Origin of the sequence: Limosilactobacillus caviae, assembly GCF_014635905.1 — a bacterium.
Classification (GTDB): Bacteria; Bacillota; Bacilli; order Lactobacillales; family Lactobacillaceae; genus Limosilactobacillus; species Limosilactobacillus caviae.
The window spans coordinates 227,746-254,055 of the sequence record NZ_BMDS01000002.1 but is presented as its reverse complement, the minus strand read 5'-3'; the positions used below and the strand labels follow the sequence as shown (position 1 = coordinate 254,055).

Annotated in this window: 26 protein-coding genes; 15 read left to right on the top strand and 11 right to left on the bottom strand. The window is 38.0% G+C overall.

Features of this window, described 5'->3' with window-relative positions:
• Positions 1-6 precede the first annotated feature (6 nt).
• Positions 7-3,123 carry a type I restriction endonuclease subunit R gene (locus IEU90_RS03985; RefSeq protein ID WP_153709674.1) on the bottom strand — a complete coding sequence of 1,039 codons (3,117 nt, stop codon included), beginning with the start codon at positions 3,121-3,123 and terminating at the stop codon, positions 7-9.
• A 173-nt stretch (positions 3,124-3,296) separates the two neighbouring features.
• Here IEU90_RS03985 and IEU90_RS03980 point away from each other — a divergent pair, with 173 nt between their 5' ends.
• The 5 genes from IEU90_RS03980 (at position 3,297) to IEU90_RS03960 (ending at position 6,564) form a co-directional block, all read left to right on the top strand.
• A complete protein-coding gene (locus tag IEU90_RS03980; protein ID WP_229723579.1) occupies positions 3,297-3,536 on the top strand; it encodes a hypothetical protein in 240 nt (79 codons plus the stop codon).
• Between the two features lie 101 nt (positions 3,537-3,637).
• Positions 3,638-4,123, top strand: a complete 486-nt coding sequence (locus tag IEU90_RS03975; protein WP_225431262.1) for a hypothetical protein — start codon at positions 3,638-3,640, stop codon at positions 4,121-4,123.
• 331 nt (positions 4,124-4,454) lie between these two features.
• Positions 4,455-4,946: a DUF805 domain-containing protein gene (locus IEU90_RS03970; protein WP_153709675.1), complete on the top strand. Its 492-nt coding sequence runs from the start codon at positions 4,455-4,457 to the stop codon at positions 4,944-4,946.
• 270 nt (positions 4,947-5,216) lie between these two features.
• Complete coding sequence (locus tag IEU90_RS03965) at positions 5,217-5,972, top strand: glucose 1-dehydrogenase (RefSeq protein ID WP_153709676.1); 756 nt, start codon at positions 5,217-5,219, stop codon at positions 5,970-5,972.
• A 100-nt stretch (positions 5,973-6,072) separates the two neighbouring features.
• Positions 6,073-6,564: a DUF805 domain-containing protein gene (locus tag IEU90_RS03960; protein WP_153709677.1), complete on the top strand. Its 492-nt coding sequence runs from the start codon at positions 6,073-6,075 to the stop codon at positions 6,562-6,564.
• 63 nt (positions 6,565-6,627) lie between these two features.
• Here IEU90_RS03960 and IEU90_RS03955 read toward each other — a convergent pair whose 3' ends face one another.
• Entirely contained in the window at positions 6,628-6,903 is a 276-nt protein-coding gene (locus tag IEU90_RS03955; protein WP_153709678.1) for a hypothetical protein, read from the bottom strand.
• 381 nt (positions 6,904-7,284) lie between these two features.
• Between IEU90_RS03955 and IEU90_RS03950 the strand changes: the two genes are divergently transcribed.
• Together IEU90_RS03950 and IEU90_RS03945 are read left to right on the top strand one after the other, a co-directional pair.
• The gene (locus tag IEU90_RS03950; RefSeq protein WP_153709679.1) at positions 7,285-7,515 is read left to right on the top strand and encodes a hypothetical protein; all 231 of its coding nucleotides are present in this window, start codon (positions 7,285-7,287) and stop codon (positions 7,513-7,515) included.
• Between the two features lie 152 nt (positions 7,516-7,667).
• Positions 7,668-7,979, top strand: coding sequence for a hypothetical protein (locus tag IEU90_RS03945; RefSeq protein WP_153709680.1), 312 nt, complete (start codon positions 7,668-7,670; stop codon positions 7,977-7,979).
• A 42-nt stretch (positions 7,980-8,021) separates the two neighbouring features.
• On the opposite strand, the gene IEU90_RS03940 is transcribed toward IEU90_RS03945, so the two are convergent.
• A complete protein-coding gene (locus IEU90_RS03940) occupies positions 8,022-8,765 on the bottom strand; it encodes a zinc ribbon domain-containing protein (RefSeq protein ID WP_188357759.1) in 744 nt (247 codons plus the stop codon).
• Positions 8,766-8,775: 10 nt separating this feature from the next.
• Positions 8,776-9,309, bottom strand: coding sequence for a GNAT family N-acetyltransferase (locus tag IEU90_RS03935; RefSeq protein ID WP_153709682.1), 534 nt, complete (start codon positions 9,307-9,309; stop codon positions 8,776-8,778).
• Between the two features lie 229 nt (positions 9,310-9,538).
• On the opposite strand from IEU90_RS03935, the gene IEU90_RS03930 reads away from it, so the two are divergent.
• The 7 genes from IEU90_RS03930 to IEU90_RS03900 all read left to right on the top strand — a co-directional run bounded on the left by IEU90_RS03930 (position 9,539) and on the right by IEU90_RS03900 (position 16,434).
• Positions 9,539-11,068, top strand: coding sequence for a gluconokinase (locus tag IEU90_RS03930; protein WP_188357758.1), 1,530 nt, complete (start codon positions 9,539-9,541; stop codon positions 11,066-11,068).
• A gap of 13 nt (positions 11,069-11,081) precedes the next feature.
• Complete coding sequence (locus tag IEU90_RS03925; RefSeq protein WP_153709684.1) at positions 11,082-12,425, top strand: gluconate:H+ symporter; 1,344 nt, start codon at positions 11,082-11,084, stop codon at positions 12,423-12,425.
• An 81-nt stretch (positions 12,426-12,506) separates the two neighbouring features.
• Positions 12,507-13,526, top strand: coding sequence for a LacI family DNA-binding transcriptional regulator (locus IEU90_RS03920; RefSeq protein ID WP_188357757.1), 1,020 nt, complete (start codon positions 12,507-12,509; stop codon positions 13,524-13,526).
• 51 nt (positions 13,527-13,577) lie between these two features.
• Positions 13,578-15,107 (top strand): gluconokinase, encoded by a 1,530-nt coding sequence (locus IEU90_RS03915; RefSeq protein ID WP_188357756.1) that lies wholly within the window; start codon positions 13,578-13,580, stop codon positions 15,105-15,107.
• A gap of 176 nt (positions 15,108-15,283) precedes the next feature.
• Positions 15,284-15,829 (top strand): alkaline shock response membrane anchor protein AmaP, encoded by a 546-nt coding sequence (amaP, locus tag IEU90_RS03910; protein WP_153709687.1) that lies wholly within the window; start codon positions 15,284-15,286, stop codon positions 15,827-15,829.
• An 11-nt stretch (positions 15,830-15,840) separates the two neighbouring features.
• Positions 15,841-16,032 carry a hypothetical protein gene (locus IEU90_RS03905; RefSeq protein WP_153709688.1) on the top strand — a complete coding sequence of 64 codons (192 nt, stop codon included), beginning with the start codon at positions 15,841-15,843 and terminating at the stop codon, positions 16,030-16,032.
• 18 nt (positions 16,033-16,050) lie between these two features.
• Complete coding sequence (locus tag IEU90_RS03900) at positions 16,051-16,434, top strand: Asp23/Gls24 family envelope stress response protein (RefSeq protein WP_153709689.1); 384 nt, start codon at positions 16,051-16,053, stop codon at positions 16,432-16,434.
• A gap of 153 nt (positions 16,435-16,587) precedes the next feature.
• Here IEU90_RS03900 and IEU90_RS03895 read toward each other — a convergent pair whose 3' ends face one another.
• The 6 genes from IEU90_RS03895 to parE all read right to left on the bottom strand — a co-directional run bounded on the left by IEU90_RS03895 (position 16,588) and on the right by parE (position 24,370).
• Complete coding sequence (locus tag IEU90_RS03895; RefSeq protein WP_153709690.1) at positions 16,588-17,082, bottom strand: GNAT family N-acetyltransferase; 495 nt, start codon at positions 17,080-17,082, stop codon at positions 16,588-16,590.
• Between the two features lie 735 nt (positions 17,083-17,817).
• Entirely contained in the window at positions 17,818-18,207 is a 390-nt protein-coding gene (locus IEU90_RS03890; RefSeq protein ID WP_308738381.1) for an iron-sulfur cluster biosynthesis family protein, read from the bottom strand.
• Between the two features lie 127 nt (positions 18,208-18,334).
• Entirely contained in the window at positions 18,335-19,270 is a 936-nt protein-coding gene (locus tag IEU90_RS03885) for a manganese-dependent inorganic pyrophosphatase (protein WP_153709694.1), read from the bottom strand.
• A gap of 116 nt (positions 19,271-19,386) precedes the next feature.
• Positions 19,387-19,845, bottom strand: a complete 459-nt coding sequence (locus IEU90_RS03880) for an NUDIX hydrolase (RefSeq protein WP_188357755.1) — start codon at positions 19,843-19,845, stop codon at positions 19,387-19,389.
• Between the two features lie 16 nt (positions 19,846-19,861).
• Positions 19,862-22,327: a DNA topoisomerase IV subunit A gene (gene parC / locus IEU90_RS03875; RefSeq protein WP_188357754.1), complete on the bottom strand. Its 2,466-nt coding sequence runs from the start codon at positions 22,325-22,327 to the stop codon at positions 19,862-19,864.
• Between the two features lie 21 nt (positions 22,328-22,348).
• On the bottom strand, positions 22,349-24,370 hold the full coding sequence (gene parE, locus IEU90_RS03870) for a DNA topoisomerase IV subunit B (RefSeq protein WP_220477787.1): 2,022 nt from the start codon (positions 24,368-24,370) through the stop codon (positions 22,349-22,351).
• A 210-nt stretch (positions 24,371-24,580) separates the two neighbouring features.
• On the opposite strand from parE, the gene plsY reads away from it, so the two are divergent.
• The gene (gene plsY, locus IEU90_RS03865) at positions 24,581-25,210 is read left to right on the top strand and encodes a glycerol-3-phosphate 1-O-acyltransferase PlsY (protein WP_153709696.1); all 630 of its coding nucleotides are present in this window, start codon (positions 24,581-24,583) and stop codon (positions 25,208-25,210) included.
• A 108-nt stretch (positions 25,211-25,318) separates the two neighbouring features.
• Here plsY and IEU90_RS03860 read toward each other — a convergent pair whose 3' ends face one another.
• Entirely contained in the window at positions 25,319-26,197 is an 879-nt protein-coding gene (locus IEU90_RS03860) for an aldose 1-epimerase family protein (protein ID WP_153709697.1), read from the bottom strand.
• Between the last annotated feature and the right edge of the window lie 113 nt (positions 26,198-26,310).

Here is a 26,310-nt window from a genome sequence, read left to right as displayed (position 1 = left end):
AAACTCCTAATATTCTTTTTTTAATTTATCCGCAAACTTATTAATGTCGCGTCGCAAATGTGTTCGATACTTAATCTTACTCAAGCCCTTTACTTCATCATCTTCTGCATCAGTCTTATAAACAGCTTGACCTTCTCTAACGATATTATCTAATTCCCCATTACCATTAAGATCATCAGCACCGATGACATGTCTATCTAAAATTTCGTTAATTAGATGTGAATCTTGAATATCAGCTAATCCCCAGCGCTTCTTATAATTGAAAATAGCGGTTCGTTGTTGATCGTCATTATTATTATCAATCAAGCCCTTAATATGCTTTTGCAAGACCGGATATTCGTTAGCCTTTACCTTTCCGTTAAAAATATCTTCAATGAAACGAAGAATCTTAGCTGCATAGCTTCGGTCTTCCAATTTATCTGAGATTTTTTCTACTTCTTCTGCTGACTTCTTGGCGCCCTCGATATCATTATCATGGTATTTATTCATAACTTCAGCAATTAAACCTTCAAGATAGTCCCAATTAACTTTAATTTCCTTGACGTGCTCCATTTGTAAGTCAACTTGTGAAAGATCAAGATGGTGTTTTTGTGCTATTTTTGTCTTTAGTTTGTTTGCCAAAGTTGTTGTTAAGATTTCTTCATTATCTTCTGACATTCCCAATGAAGTTAATAACTTTTCTGGATGCTTATCATCATAGTTATCATCTTGTTTAGCGATTGCCATTAAATGATTATATTGTCGCAGATCTTTATACATTTGTTCTTGTGCAGCTTCACTTGCTGGTATATCAGTAAAATCATCTGAAAAACTGGCTAAACTGTTTACTACTTTATGAAGCTTTTTCTTCACTTCATCATAAGTTGGAGCAATAACGCCTTCATTTTCACCACTACCATTAAATAATGAAGTTTGGACACTTGCTGAATCTCTATTAGCATATTTGGCTAGAGCCTTTTTCATTAGTAATTCAGTATGGTTAGGCCAACGATAATTAACAATTCTTCCGAACGGTTTTGTCTGCATGTCATAAACCCGGTTGGTTCGACTATAAGCCTGGATTAAAGCTGCTCCTTTTAATGTTCGGTCAACATATAAAGTATTTAATTGTGGCGCATTAAACCCAGTCAAAAGCTGGTCAACAACAATTACAATGTCAAAATATTTACCATCATCAATTGTCCGATTTAATCGTGACACAACCTGTTCGGTATACTCTTTGACCTGTTTATCATCGAAACTAGTTCCAAACATTTCATTATAGTCAGCCATTGCTTTACGTAATGAGTTATTAGTATTTAACTGATTATCCCCATTAGATGTATCTTGACTAAAAGTAATTCCTATTCTAAGTGGTTGCTCACGTTTAGCATTTTGCTTTTTAAATTCTTCATAGTATTGCATTGCCATTGGTGTTGATGCTTTGCCGCCACCAACGTGAGTAGTTAAAATTGCATTATATTTTCCATTAACTGATCGCTTATTCCAGTTTTTTAAAATATCTTTTACCACTAGCTCAACATGTTTAGGATTTTCATCATAGACACTCGGCTCTACTTTGTCGTCCATGTCATCTTCAGTCATGTTAACAATTCGTTCTTGAATCTCTTCATCTGTCATTTTAGGATAACGGGCCTTAAAATATTCCGGTAGGTATTGTTCACGTAATACAGTTTCTGTAAGTGTGGTTTCAAAATCAACTTTAAAACCAAGAACATTTCCATCTTTAATAGCGTCCTGAATCGTATAGGTATGGATTACATCTCCAAATATATCCCTTGTTGTCGGAGTCTTTGACTTCCCATTCTCTGCTGGAAATACTGGTGTCCCAGTATAACCGACCCAAGCTGATTTAGGAAAAGCTTGTTTTATACGTTGTAACATATCACCGGAAGTAGACCGATGTGCTTCATCAACAATAAAAACAATATTTTTATTAACAGCTTTAAATTCATTACTTCTAACCATCGCGTCCATTTTTTGAGTAGAAGTAACGATGATACCATTACCTTTGCGTTTAAGCTTATTAGCTAATGCCCATCGATTTGCTGTTTCAGTAACCACTCCACTATTACTATCTTCTGTGTTTTCGGGATCATAAGCTTTATATTCATCAACAGTTTGGTTCGTTAAAGCGATCCGATCGACCATGAATACTACCTTGTCAACATTAGGTAACCTAGATGCTAACCATGCTGCTTTGAAAGAACTGATTGTCTTACCTGAACCAGTTGTATGCCATACGTAACCAATCCGTTGATCATCCATCCCAAACGTATGATTACGAATCTTACTAATAACACGCTTAGTAGCATAAACTTGATATGGTCGCATAATTTTTATCATTTTATGTTTAGGTGTACCATCAAGAATCATATAATTTGTAGCCATTTGGTGTGCCATTGGAATTGATAGCATAAGATCCGCAAATTGCATTGCATCTAATACAGGTTTATTATCTTCTGCCCGTTGCCATTGAAAAGCAAAATCAGTGTTAAATTTTTCGGCAGTTGTATTAGCCATATAACGGGCATCGTGAGGCGTTAACGCTACAAGGATTTGAACAGTGCCAAAAATATCAGTATATTGTTCTTCTTCAATATACTGATGCATCTGATTTAGCGCTTCTTTGGCATCACGCCCATCTGCTTTTTCTTCAATTTGAATAATTGGCAATCCATTAATCAATAATGTCGTATCAAAACGACGATCTTTACGACCAGGAATAATCGCTGGACGCTCAATTTGATTAACAATCTGATAAACAGTATTCCCAGCGCCAATTTGGTCTTGATCAAAGACAGTTAAATAAACATGCTTTCCGTCATCACGATCAATCTCAATTTGTGAAATTCCATTAGTTCCATAAAGAAATTGGCCGGCGTCATAAGGAGTTTTTGTTTGCTTTTGAATTTCTGCCTTTACCTGATTAAATTCTGTCATTGATAATGGTTGATCTAGCCGGTCTTGATTATGTTGTTCAAGAATGTGCTTGAAGTTATCCCATAACTGATCAGTAGTTTTAACTTGCGGTAAATATTCCCATTGTTTACTACCACCAAGATTAACAAGGTGATTGATTAAGTTGTTCTCAAACTCTAATTCATTATATTCAACTGTCATTAAGAAATCCCTACTCTGTTATTTATTCATTAAAGTTACTATTACTTATTATAAGAAAAAATATCACTCGCTTGCAACGAACGAAAATAAAAATGTAAACTATAGATTTTTACGTATATATACTTTAGGAAGTTTAATTCCAAATATAGATAATATATGAGAAGGTTATTATCGTGCATCATAGTTTAGATGAAGTAGCAAAATATGAACAACAATGGAATGAAATGACTATAACCAGCGACCCGATGTTTGGAATGGTAATAGAAAATAAAGAAATATGTATCCAACTAATCCAGCGAGCACTTCCCCATCTTCAATTAAAAGAAATAGTAAATATCGAAACACAAAAGGATGTGGGAAACGTTGCTGCAAAGAAGGTCCGTTACGATGTTTACGTTCTTGATAAAAGATAATAGAATTTTTATTATTGAAATGCAGGTTACAGATCGGAAAAATCTCCCTTTTCGTTTACGATATTACCTAGGGCAAATTGATCAAGAATTGCTAAAGCCTAATGATGATTATCGAGTACTTGCAAAGTACCCTACTTAATGTAATAATGTTTTGCAATTTTGATTATTACAATCTTGGCCTAGCACGCTATGAATTTGAAATGCGTTGCACTAATAAATTAGAACTTAAATTTGGTGACAAAAGGACTATTATAATCTTTAATGCAACAGCAAAAGAATTTTCAAAAAGTGATATTCTAATCAAAAGTTTTCTTGCATTAATGAATAATCAAGTAGACAATAAAAGTAAGTTTATTAGGCAAATCCAAACAGAGATAGCAAATATCAAGGAAAATCCAGAGCGGAGGCGTGGCTATATGAAGTTTCAAACACTACTTGCAGATGCAAAATACGAAGAACGTGAGAAAGCTATTGCTATCCTCGTTAAATCACTAAGAGATGTCAAAGTTTCTGATGAAGATATTAAGGCAAAGTTAAAAGAAAACTATGACTTGTCTGATAAAGAAGCAGATAAATACCTTCAGTAAAATTTATAATTATTCTGTTCCCTAAATTACAAAAGACCAATCAGCGTAATAAATGCGTCGGTTGGTCTTCTATATTTTATTTATCATATCATAACTAAACTTCAAAAACTACTATAACTAGTTAACAATAAATTTAGTAATGTTTATGATAATCACTATCGTCTTTGGAATTGCCAACATTTTCCCATCAATTTCAATCAACAGAACACTAACAAAGAATAGCTTTAATGAGGCTGACTATTATAGATCAGCCTTTTATGTTAGCTTTTAATACCCTCCACTATTAATAATGTTATAATTTAAATAAATAAGATTTAAGGAGGAGTTAATTATGTTTGAAGCTTACAAATATTACTGGCAAAACGCTTTTAAGTATCGTGCAGTTTCTTCCCGTGCTGACTTTTGGTGGCCTGTATTAGTTAATTTTATTATTTTAGTTATTCTATATTTCTTACTAGCAATTGCCGGTTATACAACTGTTAGTGCAATCATGCATGGATATAACAGCGGTGGCTTTGTTGTTGTTTTCTTATTATTTATCATTGCGGCATTTGCTGTTGCTAATATCTTGCCTGCTATTGCAATTTGTGTCCGCCGCCTGCGTGATACCGGTCTAACTGGTTGGACAGTACTAGTTTACTGGTTACTCTCAATTCTTTTCTCAAGCAATAATAGCAGCATTCTTAATTCATTATTAGCCATCCTCGAAATCATCATGCTAGTATTACTCTGCTTGCCATCCGGTTATATTAACAAGCATGGTTGGTGGAGTCCAAATTATACAAACGACGTTAAAATTCCGTCACTACAGGGCAAAGACTAAAAATAGGTTGCTACAATATCTGGTGTTGGTATAAAAATATTACTTTTTATGCTAATATCAGTTTTTTATTTCTCCTCTAAATTATTCTATTATAATTTAGAAAATTGCGCTGTTAATTGTAACCGTACGCTATACAAATGGCCTAACTAACCTAAATTAAAATAAGTAAAATATCTGCCTATTTTTACTAAATTTTATCAACTCATCTCATAAAACAATGTTATAATGTAACCGTTAACAAAATAACAAATTTTCAAGGAGATGCATGTCATGGGACGTTTAGAAAATAAGGTTGCGATTGTTACCGGTGGTTCAAAGGGAATCGGTGAAGCAATTGCCGAACGTTTTGTTGAGGAAGGCGCTAAGGTCGTTATTACTGCCCGTCACACTGAGGAAGGTGAAGCTCTGGCTAACAAGCTTGGTGAAAATGCCCTCTTCATTCAACAAGATGTCTCAAAGAAAGCTGAATGGGAAAAGGTAATTAAGGAAACCATTGACCACTTTGGCAAGGTTAATATCATCGTTAACAACGCTGGGATTGGTGTTTACGCTGACGTTGAACAAATGGACGATGATAACTGGGACAAGACCATCGGCATCAACCTAACTGGGACCATGTGGGGTATTAAGCTCGGTATTAAGGCGATGAAGGATAATGGTGAAAAGAACTCCATCATCAACCTTTCATCAATTGAAGGTCTAATTGGTGATCCTGACCTCTTTGCTTACAACGCTTCTAAAGGTGGTGTCCGGCTCATGACTAAGTCTGCTGCCCTTGACTGTGCTCGAAAAGGCTACGATATTCGGGTCAACTCAATCCACCCCGGCTATGTTGTGACCCCATTAGTTGAACACTTAATGGAAACTGATCCTAAGGTTAAGGAACACCTTATCAGCCTGCACCCAATGGGCCGCTTAGGAAAGCCAGTTGAGATTGCTAACCTTGCTCTCTACCTTGCCTCTGACGAATCAAGCTTTAGCACCGGCTCTGAATTTGTCGCTGACGGTGGCTACACTGCCCAATAAAAATTAGCATCTTAATAAATTAGAGATCAATCAGCGCACTAGTTGGTTGGTCTTTTTATGTTATAATCAAGTCCGACATTATTTTGGAGGAGTAGATTTTATGTTTAAAGCTTACAAGTACTACTGGCAAAACGCTTTCAAGTACAAGGCCCGGTCAACGCGGGCGGACTTCTGGTGGCCCGTTCTTGTCACCACCATTATTTTCTTAATCTTAACCTTGCTAATTGTAATGGCAGTTGGTTCCGCCGTGACTAACCTATTAGATGGTTATGCTAACGCTGGCGGTTTTGCAATGGTGTTGATGATTCTTACTGGAATTTTTGCTATTGCCAATATTTTCCCATCAATCGCCATTAGTGTTCGCCGCTTCCGTGATGCTGGCTTATCCGGGTGGGCAGTTTTAGCTTTTTGGCTAATTTCAATCGTTTTAAGTAGTGGTGACAATAGTTTCTTAGTGTCACTATCATTTGTCCTTGACGTAATTGAAATAGTACTGTGCTGCTTACCATCTGGCTACATTAGTCAGCATGGTTGGTGGAGTCCAAATTATACTGATGACGTTAAAATTCCGTCATTGCAGAACAAAGACTAAAAAAGCTGGTGTTGTATTTTTCATACAGCATCAGTTTTTTCTAATTAAAAGTTATTTATTCTATTAATCCTTGTAGATCGGTTGAGTAGTACCCCGCAATGTGATTTTATCAAGCCCATTATCAAGATCATACTTATCATCACTGATCTTCTGTTGCCGATACCCAGCTCGTGAAAATGCTTCAACCAAACGTGCCATAAACTTTTGGCCGCCTTCAGCAGTTTCATAAACCATATGATCAATATATTGTGGCATATTTGTACTCCGCCGAATTAAAGTAACCAAGTAAACTTGCTTATCAGTTTTATTAATTTCTGAGGTATTTTGCATTAAAGACATTTCGTTTTCCTCCTATCAAGATACAATCTTCTCTTCCTACCTCTTATTATATGTTCTGAACACCATTAGTTAAAGGTGTAAATTAAATAAACTTTTTACATTTTTCTTTTCTTAAACGTTATTATAGATGGCCAGCAAAAAAGAGTCATCACGTTAGCAATGGCTCTTTCACTTTAATTAGTACCGATGTTTATTAATCCACCGCAAAATTTCGTCAAAGATTTCCCATTTCCGACTAGTTTCATTAAGTATTTCATGCATCAAAAACGGGTATACGTGCAGCTCTTTATCGACTGAACTAATCTTACTGTTCGTTTCCCATAATATTTTTCAATTCTTTTAGCACTCCCCTGTACCTTTTGCTAATTTGGTGTTACTATAATGGCGAAAGGAAGCATAATCATGGAAATTAATGCAGATGCTCTTAAGAACTTCCAAAACTCGAAGTTCAATTTTGTGGATGCAGATGGTAATGATGTAGACTTTGATAACTTGGACGAGAGTGTAAAGTACACTCTTCGTGATGGTGAAACAGTTGTTGAAGACGATATGCATGCCAAGGACGTTGTTGACACCATTAATAATGAATATGGCAAGACAATGAATGTCTAATTTCTTGATATGTAGAATTGAAAAAATAGGTTTTTATCATTCAATCAATGTTTGATAAAAGCCTATTTTTTATTCTTTGACGCGATTAAATTGCTTCCCCATTCCAATAGTTCTAGAATTATAGGTAAATTAAAGGATAAGGGGTCCTTATTATGATGAATGTTTTATTAATCATCTTAACCGTTATTTTTATTATCGAAAGCATTTTTGAAGTTCGCTATTTTTACCAAATTCGTACAATTTTTAACCAATCAGGTCGAATCGAGCCTACTAAACGAGTTCAACGTATTATTACTATTGAAACGCAATGGTCATGGATCTCGTGGATCTTTTTGCTTCTCTTATTCGTATTGCCAGATATGTATACAGCCGTTCTTATCTGTATTATCACTCTTATCGAAACATGGGTAGTCTATGAACTTTACAATGCTCGTGAATATGCTAAACAAATTAATCAAAAATAACAGTAAATGTCAAATCCAGTCAATCATGGCTGTGTTTGGCATTTATTTTTCAATAATAACTTTTTCGCCTAGTTGCTGGGTTGCATTAGCATAATGATGGGTGTTTAAGTAATCAACAATCTCTTGTCTGGACACGGTCGTAACAGGATCGTAACTGTCAGCATCGCTACGATGAGATAAATAATAAATATTAATATCGTCGTCTTTATCAATTGTATAAACAAATTCAGGATCACTATCTTCATCAGCATCGTGATTGCCAAAAACTTCGTAAGCCATCCCCTGTCCCTTTTCGGTTAACTTATCCAACAAGTCTCTGTCAGTTGAAAGACGGACTGTTATCCCTTCATTTTTATCAAAAGTTAAAAAATCTTGCCAAGGAGTATTAGTCTTTACCGCGTAATAAGTAATTGCCGCCGCGCTCACTTTAGGACCAATATTAGGTGAAAGTGCGTTACCAGATGATTGCGGTTGTGATTGCGTATTTGTCTCGTTATCCTCACTTGCTGAAGTTGCCTGGTCAGTGCTGCCGCTAGTCATCGAACTTGATGCTTCAGATACATCATGACTTGCATAATGATTGTTGCGTTGACCAATAATCACCCCGCTAATCACTAAAATAACGACAATAATACTAATTAAAATTATCCGTTTGCGCCACTTATTATCTTGTCTTCGTTGTGATCGGCGCGACAAAAGATTTCCGAAATCATAACCACACTTTGAACAGAATTTTGCATCAGCTGGCTGTTGTGTTCCGCATTGAGGGCAATATTTCTTTTTCACTGTATTCCTCCTAAGCAACCCGTACCTTAGTTAACAATTCGTAAACATACGAAAGTTCATTTGGTCGGAACGCCCCATGTAAAGTCCCCACCTTTTTAAAACCGCTTTTTATTGCGATTCGTTGCATTGCGGCATTATTTTCATTTGTGCTTAAACGAATTGACTTAATATCAGGACGTTCTGTTTCTAGATATTCAATCAAACTTAAAAATAATTTTGACGCATAGCCTTTTCCCGCATGACGTGAATGAATTGCTACACGATGGATTACAACATAATTTTCAGTATTAATTAGCCATTCCCCATTAAGCTTATCATAAAAATGATCCGGTGCCTCAACGATTGCTAGTGTACCGACCGTTTGTCCATCATCCGCCTTTACGAGATAAGCATAGCCATTTTCAATATCTTCTCTTACATGAGTGACGTTAGGATAGTCTCCCTGCCATTGATCAACGCCTCGTTCAGCCAACTGGTTACGGCCATCACGTAAAATATCTACTACTACATTTAAATCTGCCATTGTTGCTTTTCGGATTTTCATTGTAATCCCTCCCCGTAAAATCATTGCTTACAACTAAAATATAACAAATTAAGCAACTAATAGTATCACACCTTAATATGCATATGCAATTACTTTTTATTTAGCTTTTTAGGAAATCGATAAACTGATATTCAATAATGTGTTGACAACGCTTACATAAAATATTATATTATTAGGTGTATCGATAAACTAAAACGTTTTCAAAGAATAAATAGAGGGAGAATTTGCTATGAATTATTTTATCGGTGTCGATGTTGGAACTACTTCTACCAAAGCAGTTTTATACGACCAAAACGCAGCTGTTTTAGATCAATTTAGTCAAGGTTATTCTCTTTACCGCGATGCTAATGGAATGGCTGAGCAAGATCCGGCGGCAATTGTTGAAGCAGTGGAAAAAGTTATTCATGACGCTGCTGAAAAAGCAAAGTTAACAAACGGAAAATTGTTAGCGGTATCATTTTCTAGTGCTAATCAAAGCGTAATCATGCTTGATAAGAACTTCACCCCTCTTTCTCGCGTAATTACCTGGGCTGATACCCGTGCACGTGATGTCGCTAATGAGTTAAAACATAGTCCTGCTGGGCAGCAAATCTATGCTAAAACCGGTACACCGATTCACCCGATGTCCCCATTAACAAAAATCATGTGGCTCAATAAAACCCAAGCCGACAAGATTGCAAAAGCAGCATATTTTGGAGATATCAAGTCGTACCTCTTCTATCGGTTTTTCAATACATTTAAGGTTGATGTTTCCATCGCTTCGTGTACGGGAATGATGAACGTCAACACTTGTAACTGGGATGAACAGGCACTAGAACTTGCAAAGGTGAACCGTAACCAATTACCAGAAATTGTCAACGGAACAACTCAAGCGATTGGGCTAACGGCAGAAGCACAAGCAAAAATGGGTATTCCAGCTGATACGCCATTTGTTTACGGTGCATTTGACGGCGCTTTATCTAACTTGGGCGTTGGTGCAATTAAGCAAAATACCGTTGCAATTACAATTGGGACCTCAGCTGGAGTTCGGGTTGTGACTGACCATCCTGTAATCGACCCCCAACAACGACTCTTCTGTTATGCCGTAGATAAAGGATTGTGGGTAATCGGTGGTCCGCTTAACAATGGTGGCGATGTCTATCAATGGGCTGTCGAACACTTAGTTGATGCAAGTGCAGTTAAGAACGAAAATATTGATCCGTATACGCTCGCTAATCAAGTTATTGAAGGCGTACCTGCTGGAGCACACGGATTGCTTTTCCACCCATTCCTCGGTGGTGAACGTGCCCCGTTATGGGATGCTAATGCCCGTGGCAGTTTCTTCGGTCTTTCTCATATGCATACACGGGCTGATATGCTCCGGGCCGTAATGGAAGGTATCTGTATGAACATTGCAACTGTTTTCCAAGCTGTACGAGATCTTGTTGGTGAACCCGCAAGCGTACCCGCAACTGGTGGCTTTGCCCGCGCGGAAGTCTGGCGCCAAATGTTAGCCGATGTCTTAAATTGTCCAGTCAACATTCCCAACTCATTTGAATCCGGCTGTCTCGGTGCAGTCACGATGGCAATGAAAAGTTTGGAAATGATTGAAAACTACGAAATTATTCAAACATTTATTGGCGATATCAGTTCATATCAGCCAAATCAAGAGGCGGTTAATATTTATCAAAACTACTTACCGCTTTTCCAACAGGTTGAAGGGCTATTAACACCAGCCTACTCAACAATTGCAAAACTGCAACAACAATCCACTCACTAGGAGGTTACCTACTATGCCTTTACTTATCGTTTTAATTGGAGTTATTATTCTTATTTTTATGATTGTTAAACTCAAAATGAATACTTTTGTTGGTTTAGTAATCACATCTTTCATCGTTGGTCTATTGCTTGGATTACCACTTACAAAGATCCCCCAAACAATTGAGTCAGGTATCGGCGGCCAGCTTGGACACCTTGCAATTATCTTTGGATTTGGTTCAATGCTTGGTAAATTAGTTTCCGATGCTGGTGGCGGATACCGAATTGCAACTACCCTTATTAATAAATTTGGCCGGCGCTGGATTCAATTGGCCGTTATCCTCGCTTCCTTCATTATCGGATTAGCATTATTCTTTGAAGTCGGACTGGTTGTCGTTTTACCAATTATTTTCATTATCGCGCGTGAACTTGACATGCCATTAATGTACCTCGGTATTCCAATGGCTGCCACGTTAAACGTTACTCACGCTTTCCTACCCCCACACCCTGCACCAACAGCAATCACCGACATTCTTGGTGCTAACCTTGGTCATGTTTTGCTCCTCGGTATTTTAGCTGCTATTCCAACGATTATCATTGCAGGACCTGTTTATAACTGGGTATTACAAAAAGTATATCCGCGTGTTTACCGGAAAAATATCGATATCTCCGTTCTTGGTGAATATAAAGAATTTAAGCTTGAAGAAACACCTAAATTTGGTATTTCTGTTTTAACTGCCATGATGCCAGTTATCTTAATTGCTGTTGCTACTATCTGTTCATTTATTTTCCCTAAAAATAACCCGGTCAACGAGTTTATTCAATTTATTGGTGCTCCTGACCTTGCGATGCTCCTTTCATTAATTTTCGCAATTTTTACCATGGGCTTACGACGCAACAAGAAGATGGAAGAAATTTCAACTTCTCTCGCCGACTCAATTAAACAAATTTCCGTTATGCTTTTAATTATCGGTGGTGGCGGGGCCTTCAAACAGGTCCTTGTTGATGGCGGAATTTCTAAGTATATTTCTGGGCTATTCGCTCAAACTAATATCTCGCCGATCCTAGCTGCCTGGTTAATCACCGCGCTACTACGAATGTCACTTGGTTCATCAACGGTTGCGGCCATGACTGCTGCCGGACTTGTCGTTCCAATGGCGCATCAATTTGGTGGCAATTCCGTCATGGCAACATTGATGGTTCTATCTATCGGTGCTGGTTCTGTCTTCTGCGGTCACGTTAATGATGCCGGATTCTGGATGATCAAGGAGTACTTTGGCCTTTCGCTAAAAGAAACATTGCTTTCATGGACAACCCTAACCTCCGTCTTAGCTCTTGCAGGATTAGGCGCAGTTTATGCCATCTCACTATTTGTTTAAGCTATAATTCAAGCGTCCTAGCGAATTAGCTAGTGACGCTTTTTGCATGGTTTGGTATTCTTAATAGTAGAACTAATAAGGATGATGAATAAACAAATGACGCAACATACTACTATCGCCGACGTTGCTAAAGCAGCTGGCGTTTCTGCTACCACCGTTTCACGTATCCTTAACGGCCATTACGATAAAATGCGGCCGGCAACACGGAAACGAGTGGAAAAGGCGATTAATGACCTTCACTTTGTTCCAACTGCTTCTGCCCGCCTACTCCGACAAAATCATAGTCATGTTGTCGGAATCCTCGTTGGTGATATCTCTAACCCCTTTTCATCTTTACTCGCCAAAGGGATTGACGACGTTCTGCAGCAAGCAGGCTACGACATTTTACTCATGAATACGAATAATTCTCGTGAGAACGAAAGCCGGGCACTCCAACGTCTTTACCAGCAAAGGGTTGATGGAATCATTGTTCAGCCTAACTCACGATACTTCAATCAATTTTCTTCTGCTATCCATCATGATATTCCACTAGTTATTGTTGACCGTGAAGTTGACGATCAGCCTTCTACTGTTGGTAAAGTAACTTCTGCGAATCGTGATGCTTGCTACAATCTCGGCAAAATTCTTTATCAAAAAAATTATCAAAACATATTAACTGTTAGTGCTCGTTTTGCGGAAACATCAGGTCAAATCCCCCGAATTGCTGGGTTAAAGGTTGCTGCTGCTGACAACGGCCTTAGCTACCATAATATTGAAACTCGCGGACATGATCGTAATTGGCTTACAAAAGCATTCCTGCAACAGTTAAATGAGCTTAAAGGAAAGACAGCCGTAGTTTCATTAATGGGCCCGATATTATTCGACTTATTAGCGATTTTCAAGGAACTGAACCTTTCTTTCCCAGAGGACATCGGTTTAGTTAGCTTCGATGACTGGGAATGGTCGCAGTACGTCGCAAATGGGATATTTTTATTAAAGCAGGACATGGAGTTAATGGGTAATTTGGCAGCCAATAAACTATTGACACAGATTAACCGGGCAAGTACTGTTAGTTCAACTACTCTTTTACCAGTTGAAATCGTTGCACGCCAGTCACTTTAGCATATAATATTACAAAGAGAATTAAATTACTTACTTAAAGGAGAACAATAAATGAACTATTTAATTGGTGTTGATATTGGAACTTCGAGCACAAAAGCCGTATTATACGACCAGGATGCCCGTGTAATTGACCAGGCTAACTATGGATACGAACTTCATCGTAATGCTGCTGGAATGGCTGAACAAGAGCCTGAAGAAATAATCAACGCAGCTGAACAAGCTATCCATGATGTCGCTGCTAAGGCTAATCTTAGTAAAGGAAAATTACTTGCGGTTTCAATTTCAAGTGCAAACCAGAGTCTCCTCTTATTAGATAAAAATAAAAAGCCTATTTCCCGTCTAATCACATGGGCTGATAGTCGGGCCCAACGAGCAGCTGATAACCTTAAAATGATGACTGAAGGCCAGCAGCTATACATGAAGACCGGGACTCCCGTTCACCCAATGTCAACGCTGACTAAACTTCTCTGGCTAAAAAAAGATGAACCAGAATTATTTAGCCGCACAGCATACTTTGCTGATATTAAAGCATATCTTTTCTACCGCTTATTCAACGAATTCAAAGTAGATATGTCAATCGCCTCCAGTACTGGCTTGATGAATCTTAAAACTTGCCAGTGGGACGATCAAGCACTTACCCTAGCAGGCGTTACCAAAGACCAGCTTCCAGAAATAGTTGACGGAATTACCCAAGCACATGGTTTAGTTCCAGAAGCACAGGAAAAATTAGGTATACCAGCTGATACGCCATTCGTTTATGGTGCATACGATGGCGCTCTTTCAAATATTGGTGTCGGGGCGACTAAACAAAATACAGTTGCCATTACTATCGGTACTTCAGCTGCCGTGCGGGTTGTTACAGATCATCCGGTAATCGACCCAGAAAGACGTTTGTTCTGCTATGCAATTAGTAAAGGCCAGTGGGTAGTCGGCGGGCCCCTTAACAACGGTGGCGATGTATATCAGTGGGCAGTTGAGCACTTGGTTGATAGTAGTGCCGTTAAAAATGAAAATGTTGATCCCTACACTTTAGCTAATCACGTAATCGAAGGCGTTCCCGCTGGAGCTCACGGTCTCCTCTTCCATCCATTTCTTGGAGGAGAACGAGCTCCATTATGGAATGCAAAAGCTCGCGGTAGTTTCTTTGGTTTGTCACAGATCCATACACGTGCTGATATGTTACGGGCCGTTATGGAAGGAATTAGCATGAACATCGCAACTGTTTTCCAAGCTGTCCGTGCGCTTGTCGGTGAACCAGCAAGTGTAACTGCCACCGGAGGATTCGCCCGTTCTGAAGTCTGGCGGCAAATGTTAGCAGACATTCTCAATTGTCCGGTTAATATTCCAGACTCATTTGAATCTGGGTGTCTAGGGGCAGCGATTATGGGAATGAAAAGCCTTGGAATGATTGATAGTCTTGAGATACCTAAACAATTAATCGGCAATGTTAGTTCCTATCAACCAGATCCAGCAGCCGTAAAGGTATATCAGCGCTACACTCCCCTTTTCAAACAAGTAGAAGAAATGCTTTCCCCAGCCTATTCTGAAATAGCAAATCTTCAAGAACGGCAAAATAAGTAGCATAAAACCATCTTGCAATAATCGTCTTATTGTAAGATGGTTTTCTTGTTTATGACTATTCTGTTAACACATCCTTAATATTACCTTTAGTGTTTTACTAATTAGGGTAAAGCGTTTTCTACCATGTTATGATTACCTCATAGCAAGGAAATGTTAATAGAAAGGATGTGGTTGTAATGGCCGCCTGGAAAAAATGGTGGATTTCATTTGCAATGTTGCTTCAGATAATTGTCGGAATTGTTGTAGTGTCATTATGGTTTTACCGTGACCAAGCTTGGACTATCCCAGTTAACGATTGGCTTCATAGTTCAACTGGACAAAGTTTCTCAGCAGGTGTTGCGATGTTCTTAATCATCGTTGCCCTAACCGTAATGGCAGTTGCTATTTTTCGTCCAACAACAACTAAACAAATGGTAATCGCTAAGGAAGGTGCTAATAAGGTACAAATTGATCAGCAAGCAGTTGAACATAGCTTAGGTACTTCAATTGCTAAATATGATCTTTATAACCCGGTTATTAAACTTAAAATGCACCGAAATAATCGTAAAGCAGACGTTACAGTCCATGGAATGTTATCAAACAGAACCAATCCTAAATTAATTCACACTGTACTTCTTCAGACGATTAAAGAGAACCTTAAGCAAGATTTCGACATTGATCTTAATAAATTACATGTTAAGTTAAGTCCATATACGGATAAAAAATCAGTTGTCGTTGTCTAAGGAGGTGCCCCATGAAACTTGCTACAATCGGTGTTATCTTAGGACTAATTATTAGCGTTAGTTGGATCATATGGGGATTTCTCCCAATGATTGGAATTCTAGTAGCTATAACTATCCTAGGTGGAATCGGCTATTTTCTTGATGCAAAAGGCTATTCATTGAATAAGCTTGCAACTAAAATGTTAGATAAACTTGCCAACTAATTCTGAGGAGGAATTAACATGACAACAACTACAAACACTAAAACGATCGACGAGCAATTAACTTTTGATGACCAAGTAATCGAGAAAATCGCTGGCATTACCGCTAGTAAAGTACCAGGTATCCTTTCACTTGACGGAAATATGTTTAGTGAGTTAGCAGACAAGGTAACTTCTGGTAGTAATCCTACTAAAGGAATCAGCGCTGATGTTGGTGAGAAACAAGTGGCGCTAAAAATGGACGCAACAATTGAATACGGAAAAAGTGCTCCAGAAATTTTTAAGGCTGTTTGCTCCGAGGTAGAGCGTGCAATCAGTAAGATGACTGGCTTAAATTTAGTTAAATTTGAATTGCATATTAATGACGTAAAAACAAGAGAAGAAGTAGAAAAAGAAGCACAATAGATTATTTTCGAGACAGCTACACTATAAATTATCAAGCATAAGAACAAACGACCAAAATTGGCTAACAGCTAATTCTGGTCGTTTATTTTGTACTTTCCTAAAAATAACTAGGTTGGTCAAACACGGTGGTTAGTATTTTTAGTCATCCAGTAATTATTTAAACCGTCGTCCTAAAATCACTAAATCACGCTTAATATTATCAAGCTCTGCCACCTGTGGTAAAAGCCCCCATTGAGTGAAGCCAAATGATTTAAATAAATTTAAACTAGGATGGTTATGACCAAAGATATATGCCACAATTGTTTCAATATTTAAATTAGGCAATTGGTTAATAACAAATCGCAACGTGTTCTTCCCAACTCCTTGTTTTTGGAAATGTTGATCAAGATAGATTGCAATTTCACTGGTATGGTTATAAGCCGGCCGACCATAAAAGTGTTCAAGCGCAACCCAACCAATGATCTCGTTTTTATCTTTAATTACCCATATTGGATGGTTTTTGTCAAAAGACGCAAACCATTTCTTACGTTCGTCAACAGTTACCGGCTTGAGGTCCGCAGTGGCTATTCGCGATGGGATAATTTGATTATAAATTTCAACAATTCGTGGTAGATCTTCTATTGCAGCTTTTTCGTATATTAAATTCATAATTTTCCCTAAAAGCTAATGTTTTTGCACTAGTCGTACCAATCCTATCATCATACTTAATATAATTCCCGTGAATGCTAATAGGGTATATTGGCGTAATTGTTGGTTTTCTTCTGTTAATAATTTTATCTCTTGTCGCATAGCTTTTTTCTTCACTGCTAGCACCACCTTCACTAAGTCTATCAAGATAATCATATCATATTATCCGACATTACTTCTTATATATTTTATCTTTAACCTGCTAGTAGCTATAATAAAGGGTATAAGGGAGCGTGAAGTGTATGGTCTTAAATGATATTATTAGCATTCTACTATTTTGTATTTTTACCTATCTCTTTAATTTTAATTTTCGCCGAGACAATTATGCTTATGCCTTCGTAATGTTTATAGGAATGATGGTATTCTATGGCGATTTCTATCATCACCTGCCAACCAGTTGGAAATTGTATATTTTAATCATCGCAACTTTTTGCTGGGCCATATTTACTATTCTCGTGGGAAGACAAGCTTTTATTAAAGTAAGCCACCGTAAGCATTTTTCCTATGCAACAGCTGTTGGAATTCTTGCAATCATTATAACTTTTATTTTTAGAATTATTCTTTAAAGAGGTTCTGCAATAAACGGTAAGGATAGATTAAAGTCTTATCCTTATCGTTTTTTCTTATGTTCAGTAAAATAACAAAAAAGCTCAGAACAATTTTTCGTTCTGAACTAATCTTAAATTACTGATATTACTAGCAATCGTGAGCCTTGTTAATTTGAGAATTTAATTCTGTATCACTAAGATCTAAAACTTCAAGATTACTCGTTAGAACACGCTTAGGGCTAACAAGGGGCATCGTAAAGTATTGGGGATTAAACCTTACTTCCATCTCTTGGTCAAACTGAACAGCCGTATGTTCTTTTATGAAAACGTCGCCCAAATTAGATGTAAGTTTTTTATCATAGTCTGGGGTAGCTAAGTCTTTTTTGACAAAGATTAATCGATAACCGCCGTCTAAGCTGCAACTCCCAACTGCAGAAAATGGACCAACCCCATCATCAAAATCGAGAAGCATCTTCTTGGCTGATGGGTTATAACGTTGTAAGCGTTCAATTGCCTGATTAGTAAATGTAATATCCATTAATCTCAACCTCATTTCTTGAAATCAATACCTATATTTTAACCAATCAAAAATAAAATTTTAAATTTAAAGCTCACAATTGATATTAAAAAAGATCGAGAAGTTTTCCCGATCTCTTATTTGTATATTAACCTTCAAAGGCATCTGTCAAAGGAGGAACAACTTGTTTCTTCCGTGATACAACACCTGGTAAGTTCATCCGATTCTTTTCGTTTAGTTTCTTGCCAAAAGCAGTTTCAACCTTTTCAGCAGGATCCCCAATTACTAACAATTCAGAGTCACTGTTTAAAATGTTAGTGGCAATCAATAGGAATAAATCGTAGCCATTATCATTCATTAAGCTTTGCATTTGACTTTCTAAGTCGGCCTGACGTGCAAAAACGTCATCTAAGTCAACAGTATTAACTTGGCCAATACGAACTTTCTTCCCGCCAAGTTCAAAAGTCTTAGCATCGCCGTCAACGATATCAGCATCAGACTTGGCACCAAGGTTTGTACCTGCCTTAAGCATTTCAATACCATACTTTTCGTAATCTTCAACACCAGCAACTTTTGCTAGGTATTTAACTGCTTCACGATCATGGTCAGTTGTAGTTGGTGACTTCAAAAGTAAAGTATCAGAAATAATTGCAGAAAGCATCATTCCAGCTAAGTTAGCAGGAATATTAATGTGCTTTTCTTGGAATAATTCAGTAATAATAGTACTTACACAACCGTAAGGACGTACTGTTGCCCAAAGTGGTTGAGCAGTTTCAAAACCAGCAATTCGGTGATGATCAACCAAGTGAGTAACAGTAACCTTATCAATATCACTGACACTTTGTTGTGGTTCATTATGGTCAACAAGCATTACCTTGTCTACTTCGTTTGCAGCCGTTTCAATTACTCGTGGAGCTTTCATTCCGAAAGTCTTTAATGCAAACTTAGTCTCATCATTCGGTTCACCAAGAGCAACTGCTTCAGTTTCATATCCTAATTGATTCTGGAAGTATGAAAATGCCATTGCAGCAGTAATCGCATCTGTATCAGGTTTTTGGTGTCCGAACACTAATTCTTTGCTCATATTAATTCCTCCTGTTTGTTCACTACTTTAATCATAATTATTTCCAAGACGTGAACCGATCTACATTCCTATTCTATCATGGAAGTTAGCAGATTAAAGAATAATTATTAAATATCTCACTTATTTTGAATAAACTCTTTTAAAATTAGCCACATTTGCTGATGCTGGTCATTAAACAACTTCGGCGGCTCCTTTAATAGTGAGAAATACTTAGTAGTTGTTGTTTCGCTTGGCTTAGGCTGAGAACGCTTTGAACCTTCTTCTTTAACTAAGTAAAAAGCATTAATTGGCTGAACTTTATCTCCATTTGGATAAGTGTAAAAATTTTGATCTAGTATCGCTAATTGTTTTATCGGAACTACTTCAATTCCCGCATCCTCTTTAAATTCGCGTTTAACAGTCTGATCAAAAGATTCACCAAATTCCATATAGCCACCTGGAAAGCACCAATCACCGGTATCAGCTCGTTCTTGCAAAAGCACCTCTCTTGATTCATTTAATAATGCACCAGAAGCGCTGGTCATAATTAATGGCTGATGTCCAACCAATGCTCTAATATCTTTAATATAGGCCATCGCATTACACCTTCTTTTAACTTTGCGAAACCGGCTCTTCATCTAAAATATTTGTCTGTTTTATCCGTAGTTTTACTGGTTCTCCTTGAGTATCAGTATCAATTACAAACGTCCCATTCGATTTGATTGAACTAAGATGGTGATCTGTAGCCATTACATCCTGAAAAGCTGGTCGCTTAGTGATTATTTCAAACGCGCCCTTGTAATCACTATCATAAGAAAGGAAATCTGCTATTTCATGAGGGTTAGATTTAAGACGGCGAAGTACTAATTCACCACGTCGCGCACGTGCACCTATCTCGATTTCATCAACAGGCATCTCCTTAAATGCACCCCGTTGTGTAATCACGGCAATTGACTGGCCTTCTGTAACTAGGACCTGATCAGCTACTTGGTCATCATCTTTTAAGTTAATTGCCCGCACACCTGCAGTTCGAATACCAGTTACAGGCACATCTGCTACATCATATCGCACTGCATATCCTTGACGACTAATTGTTAGGATTGATTGGCTCTCATTTGATGGTTCATAGTAGTCAACGCTTACCACACGTGCATGAGGTCTCAACTTGATTGCAGCACTAGCATGACTCTTATAGCGCGAACCAGGCTTATAATCCGTGAACGATGTCTGTTTTACTTGACCATCACTTGTTCCCATGATAATCGTTCCTGGTTGTGCTAGCTTATCAAAAATCATGGCCTTAATAATTTCCTCATTATCAGCCAGCCCAATTGTTTGTGAAATATGTTCTCCTGTATCTTTCCACCGTGCATCAGCTATTTCATGAACAGGGCGGTAAATAATATGACCAAGATTAGTAAACATAAATAGGTGCGACAATGTATTGGTTTGCTGAATAAGTAATGGATAGTCATCCTCACGCAGTCCATTTTCATCGGCTTCAGATGCTTTGAATGATCGAATACTGCTTCGTTTAATATATCCAGCATGTGAAACTAATACTACAACATCTTCATTAGCAACTGTAACCTTAGTATCAATTTCCAATTTTTCAACTTGGTCTTCAATCTTAGTTCGGCGTGGATTACCAAATTGTTTTTTTATCGCACGAATTTCTTTTGCAAGAACCTTATCTAATTCTTTCTCATCTGTCAAAATTAACTGGTATTCATTAATTTGTGAGTTTAATTGGTCCTGCTCATCTTTTAATTCAGTTACATCGGTATTCGTTAAGCGATATAGTTGCAACGTAACAATTGCTTCAGCTTGTTCAGCAGTAAAATCATATTCTTTAACTAAATTTTCCTTAGCATCCTTTCGATTTTTACTTGCCCGGATGGTCTTAATAACCTTATCAAGGATAGATAAAGCCTTAATTAATCCTTCAACAATATGAAGGCGGTGCTGTGCTTTAGTTAAATTATACTGTGTTCGACGTCGAATAATTTCTCTCTGGAACTCCAGATATGATGTTAGGATTCGCTTTAAGCCAACCCGCATCGGTCGCTGATCATCAATTGCTACCATATTAAAATTATAGTTGATCTGCAAATCAGTATTTTTTAAAAGGTAATTAAGGATACCATTAGCATTAGCACCACGTTTTAATTCAATTGCAATCCGTAACCCGCTTCGGTCAGTTTCGTCACGAGCTTCAGCGATTCCCTCTACCTTCTTGGCAAGCCGCAAATCATTAATCCGCTTAACTAGCTGTGCCTTATTTACTTCATAAGGAATCTCAGTCACGTTAATCTGCTGACGACCACCACGTAAAGTTTCAATTTCGGTTTTAGCCCGAACCACTACTCGTCCGCGACCTGTTTGATAGGCTTTACGGATTCCGTCAATTCCTTGAATAATTCCCCCAGTTGGAAAATCAGGTCCCGGAATAAATTCCATTAGCTTATCAAGAGAAGCAGTTGGATGTTTGATTAAATAAATCAATGCATCAAGAACTTCACTAAGATTATGAGTAGGTATCTCGGTTGCATACCCAGCAGAAATTCCCGTAGCTCCATTAACGAGTAAATTAGGAATCCGGGCTGGTAAAACTGTTGGCTCCTTCTCTGTATCATCGAAGTTTAGCGTCATTTCAACAGTATCTTTATCGATATCCTGAAGCATTAATCCGGCAATTTTACTCAGCCGTGCTTCTGTATAACGCATTGCAGCTGGAGGGTCCCCGTCCATCGATCCATTATTACCATGCATTTCAATCAATGGCTCTCGAAGTTTCCAGTCTTGGCTCAACCGTACTAATGCTTCATAGATGGAACTATCCCCATGCGGGTGAAAATTACCCATGACATTACCGACTGATTTAGCAGATTTCCGAAATCCCTTATCATAAGTATTGCCGTCTTTGTTCATTGCAAATAGTATTCGACGCTGAACTGGTTTTAAGCCATCTCGAATATCAGGTAAGGCCCGTTCTTGAATAATTGATTTTGAATAGCGCCCAAAACGATCGCCCATGATCTGTTCAAGCGTCATATGTTCAATTTTACCGTTTCTCACAAAGCTTGATTCCCTTCTCTATTAATTCCATGTATTAATCGTTGGTTCTTTTGATGGTGGCAATTGTCCCTTATTCTCTACTAACTTATCAGATTCCTGATCATCACTTAACGTAAATTGAACGTTTTCTTCAATCCACTCTCGGCGAGGCTCAACTTTATTACCCATCAATGTGGTAACCCGTCTTTCTGCTAATTCAGCATCTTCAATTCGTACTTGAATCAATGTCCGCGTTTCAGGATTCATTGTCGTCTCCCATAACTGATCAGCGTTCATTTCACCAAGACCCTTAAAACGTTGCAATTGGGTACCTTTGCCCATTCTCTTAGTTAGTTTGGTTAATTCATCATTTGTCCAGGCATACGTAATATTTGTTTTAGCGCCGCGGCCTCGCTGTAGACGGTATAACGGCGGCAATGCAATATATACCTTCCCTGCTTCAATCATCGGCCGCATGTATTTATAGAAAAAGGTAAGAAGAAGAATTTGGATATGGGCACCGTCATCGTCGGCATCGGTCATTATAATGATCTTATCATAGTTAGAATCTTCAACATTGAATTCTGAACCTGCTCCTGCACCTACCGTATAAATAATCGTATTTAATTCTTCATTTTTTAATACGTCGTCTAACTTTGCTTTTTCCGTATTAAGGACTTTCCCTCGCAACGGCAAAATAGCTTGAAACTTACGGTCACGGCCTTGCTTTGCGGAACCGCCAGCTGAGTCTCCCTCGACTAAGAATAGTTCATTTTTCTTTGCATTTTTTGATTGGGCTGGTGTTAATTTACCAGAAAGGTTTCGTTCCTTTTTGCCTTTTCGTTTACCGCCACGTGCTTGATTTCGGGCCTTACGAGCAGCTTCACGAGCCTCACGAGCCTTTAATGCTTTACGAATCAATGTTTGAGCAAAGTCACCGTTTTCCATTAAAGTGTAATTTAATTGCTCACTTACAATGGCATCAACGATTTTACGAGCTTCAGGAGTACCTAATTTATCTTTTGTTTGCCCTTCAAACTGAAGTAACCGCTCTGGAATGCGGACTGATATTACAGCCGTCAAACCTTCACGAACGTCGCTACCTTCTAGGTTCTTATCATTAGTTTTTAACAGGCCAACTTTTTTTGCATACTCATTAAAAGTCTTTGTCCAAGCACTTCTAAAGCCTGCCTCATGAGTACCGCCATCTGGTGTGCGGACATTATTGACAAATGATAACAAGCTTTCAGAGTATCCGTCATTATATTGCGCAGCTACTTCAACTTCAACGCCATCTTGCTTACCGTCAAAGTATAGGATTTTTCCTAACACATCTTTGCCTTCATTGAGGTAAGATACGAATTCTTGGATACCGTCATTAAATTGAAAGACATCCTGTTTTTCTTGTCCTGCCCGTTTATCAGTAAGGGTTATCTTTATTCCCTTTAATAAAAAGGCAGATTCACGAAGACGATTAGCCAAGGTGTTGTAGTCATAGACGGTTGTTGAAAAAATCTTAGGATCAGGCTTAAAAGAAACAGTCGTCCCATTACTCTCTTTAGTTTTTCCTAATTTTTTTAATGTTCCGACTGGTTTTCCGCCGTCCTTAAATATTTCTTGATACCGGACATTATCACGAACAATTGTTAGCGTTAAGTGCGTTGATAGTGCGTTGACAACTGATGCACCAACCCCGTGTAATCCACCAGACGTCTTATAACCATCAGACTGACCAAATTTTCCACCAGCATGAAGGACCGTCATAATAACTTCCGGTGTCGGTTTACCGGAAGCATGCATCCCAACAGGCATCCCGCGACCGTGATCTTGAACCGTAATCGCATTATCAGCCTCAATCGTAACGTTTATCTCGTCACCATAACCAGATAAAGCTTCGTCTACAGCATTATCAACAATTTCATATACTAAGTGATGTAACCCGCGTGCATCAGTCGATCCGATGTACATTCCGGGTCTTTTTCTAACTGCCTCAAGTCCCTTTAATACTTGAATGGACGAGGCATCATATTTTACTTTTTCTTTGGCCACAAAATGACCTCCCATTGCCAAATTTATATTAAAACGTATGTTCGGAAAGCTATTGTACCATTTACATTTATTCATTGTAAAGATAAAAATTGTACAATTTCAATTCATAATGAATGATACTCAAAACTTGGCATTTTAGCAAATGGTGTTTTTTCATAGTGGTTAAAATTTAGTATTCATGCTATGCTTAAAAGCTGTAAAAGCTATTATTAAGGAGCTATTTCTATGATTTTTGAAATTATTGGAATGATCATTATTGCCTACCTACTTGGCTCTATTCCTACCGGTTTATGGATCGGTAAATATATTTACCACAAGGATATTCGGAAACTAGGAAGCGGAAACATTGGAACGACAAATACTTTTCGAACGTTAGGATTTAAAGCAGGTGTAGTGGTGCTTATCTTTGACGTATTAAAGGGAACATTGGCGGCCAGCCAGCCATACTTTCTTGGAATTTCGGGTACCGTTAATCCTCTGCTGATTGGGTTATTCGCCAGTCTGGGTCATACAGTATCTATTTTTGATAATTTCCATGGTGGCAAGGCTGTGGCAACTAGCGCCGGTATCTTACTTGCATATAATCCATTTCTTTTCCTTATCGCTTGTTTAATTTTCATTGGCATTATGTGCTTAACAAGCATGGTTAGTGCCGCAAGCATAACTGCAATAACCGCCATTTTCCTGATTGCCCTCTTTATTCGTGATTGGATATTAGCAATTGTCGCAGGAATATTAACAGCTATTGTCCTTTACCGCCATATATCAAATATCAGACGAATTTTAGCAGGCAAAGAATCAATGGTTAACTTTGGGTTAGGCTATTATCTCCGACAAAAGAAGCAAAATAAATGAATGTATAAATAGGGTTCCAGCGTTCGGATTTACCGATCACTGGAGCCCTATTCTTGTGCTGTGCCGTTCTTAATTTTATTTGAAATCTATACCACGGTTCGCCTAATTTTAAAATGGTTTGATACTAAAATTGTAATTATCAATTTCATTAGGAGCAAGACGATGCATTCCCTGTTTATGCAATAATTGTCCATCAGCATTTACATTATCAGCAATCCCCCACCATGGTTCAACACATACAAATGGAGCAGTAGCAGGATACTGCGACCAAACACCGACATATTCAGTCGCAAAGGTATCAACTTCAACACCATGGTTAGCATCCTTATCAGTTAATTTAGCTGTAAAATGACTGCCGTCAGTCTTAAAAATAATCGCATCACGATTAAAAAGCTCATGATTCAACGGCAACGAATCAGTCATGTCTATCACTTGTGGGTGCGCTGAATCATTATAGGCCCCATCTAGAACAATCCGTGAATACTTCGCAGCTGGACGTACACTTAGTTCTACTTGATCAAATTTTCCCTTCGTTGTTAACGGCATATTAAAACCCGGATGCGCACCAATTGCATAGATGAGCGCCTCATTTTTACTAGGATTTTTTACAATATAACTAATTTTGATACTATCTTCTTCTAACAAGTATTTTACTTGAAGGCTAAATGAAAATGGATATACTTGCCGTGTTTTATCGTCATCATGCTGTTCCATTACTACCATCGTCGGTGTCTGCTCGATAGCTTGAAACTCCCGATCCCGCGCAAAGCCATGCTGCGTTTGATGATAAACTTGATCATTGTAACGGTACTGATCATCCTTTAAGCGACCGACAAATGGAAACAGGATTGGAGCTTGGCGTTTCCAAGAAGAAGGATCACCCTGCCATAAGTATTCAATACCATTGTCTTGTCGTTTAATGCTATGTAATTGCGCTCCTAATTTGTCAATTTGAACAGTTAATTGTTGGTTTTGTAAAGTAACCATCTGTTATCGATCCCTTCAATTGATAATCGTTTAACATTAAGTATATAAAAAAGCTTCCAAACGCACAATAGCAGATTTTGGAAGCTTTTTCAATGAAGATTCAGTAAAAATAA

Bases quoted from the DNA above. Each gene is read 5' to 3' on its own strand.
- IEU90_RS03885 (WP_153709694.1), bottom strand. From the start codon at position 19,270: ATGAGCAAAGAATTAGTGTTCGGACACCAAAAACCTGATACAGATGCG.
- plsY (WP_153709696.1), top strand. From the start codon at position 24,581: ATGATTTTTGAAATTATTGGAATGATCATTATTGCCTACCTACTTGGC.
- IEU90_RS03860 (WP_153709697.1), bottom strand. From the start codon at position 26,197: ATGGTTACTTTACAAAACCAACAATTAACTGTTCAAATTGACAAATTA.
- IEU90_RS03950 (WP_153709679.1), top strand. From the start codon at position 7,285: ATGGCGAAAGGAAGCATAATCATGGAAATTAATGCAGATGCTCTTAAG.
- IEU90_RS03880 (WP_188357755.1), bottom strand. From the start codon at position 19,845: ATGGCCTATATTAAAGATATTAGAGCATTGGTTGGACATCAGCCATTA.
- IEU90_RS03895 (WP_153709690.1), bottom strand. From the start codon at position 17,082: ATGAATTTAATATACGAAAAAGCTGCAATAGAAGATCTACCACGAATT.
- IEU90_RS03920 (WP_188357757.1), top strand. From the start codon at position 12,507: ATGATGAATAAACAAATGACGCAACATACTACTATCGCCGACGTTGCT.
- IEU90_RS03970 (WP_153709675.1), top strand. From the start codon at position 4,455: ATGTTTGAAGCTTACAAATATTACTGGCAAAACGCTTTTAAGTATCGT.
- IEU90_RS03985 (WP_153709674.1), bottom strand. From the start codon at position 3,123: ATGACAGTTGAATATAATGAATTAGAGTTTGAGAACAACTTAATCAAT.
- IEU90_RS03890 (WP_308738381.1), bottom strand. From the start codon at position 18,207: ATGGATATTACATTTACTAATCAGGCAATTGAACGCTTACAACGTTAT.
- IEU90_RS03915 (WP_188357756.1), top strand. From the start codon at position 13,578: ATGAACTATTTAATTGGTGTTGATATTGGAACTTCGAGCACAAAAGCC.
- IEU90_RS03960 (WP_153709677.1), top strand. From the start codon at position 6,073: ATGTTTAAAGCTTACAAGTACTACTGGCAAAACGCTTTCAAGTACAAG.
- IEU90_RS03945 (WP_153709680.1), top strand. From the start codon at position 7,668: ATGATGAATGTTTTATTAATCATCTTAACCGTTATTTTTATTATCGAA.
- IEU90_RS03975 (WP_225431262.1), top strand. From the start codon at position 3,638: ATGATGATTATCGAGTACTTGCAAAGTACCCTACTTAATGTAATAATG.
- amaP (WP_153709687.1), top strand. From the start codon at position 15,284: ATGGCCGCCTGGAAAAAATGGTGGATTTCATTTGCAATGTTGCTTCAG.
- parE (WP_220477787.1), bottom strand. From the start codon at position 24,370: ATGGGAGGTCATTTTGTGGCCAAAGAAAAAGTAAAATATGATGCCTCG.
- IEU90_RS03905 (WP_153709688.1), top strand. From the start codon at position 15,841: ATGAAACTTGCTACAATCGGTGTTATCTTAGGACTAATTATTAGCGTT.
- IEU90_RS03935 (WP_153709682.1), bottom strand. From the start codon at position 9,309: ATGAAAATCCGAAAAGCAACAATGGCAGATTTAAATGTAGTAGTAGAT.
- IEU90_RS03925 (WP_153709684.1), top strand. From the start codon at position 11,082: ATGCCTTTACTTATCGTTTTAATTGGAGTTATTATTCTTATTTTTATG.
- IEU90_RS03900 (WP_153709689.1), top strand. From the start codon at position 16,051: ATGACAACAACTACAAACACTAAAACGATCGACGAGCAATTAACTTTT.
- IEU90_RS03955 (WP_153709678.1), bottom strand. From the start codon at position 6,903: ATGTCTTTAATGCAAAATACCTCAGAAATTAATAAAACTGATAAGCAA.
- IEU90_RS03965 (WP_153709676.1), top strand. From the start codon at position 5,217: ATGGGACGTTTAGAAAATAAGGTTGCGATTGTTACCGGTGGTTCAAAG.
- IEU90_RS03930 (WP_188357758.1), top strand. From the start codon at position 9,539: ATGAATTATTTTATCGGTGTCGATGTTGGAACTACTTCTACCAAAGCA.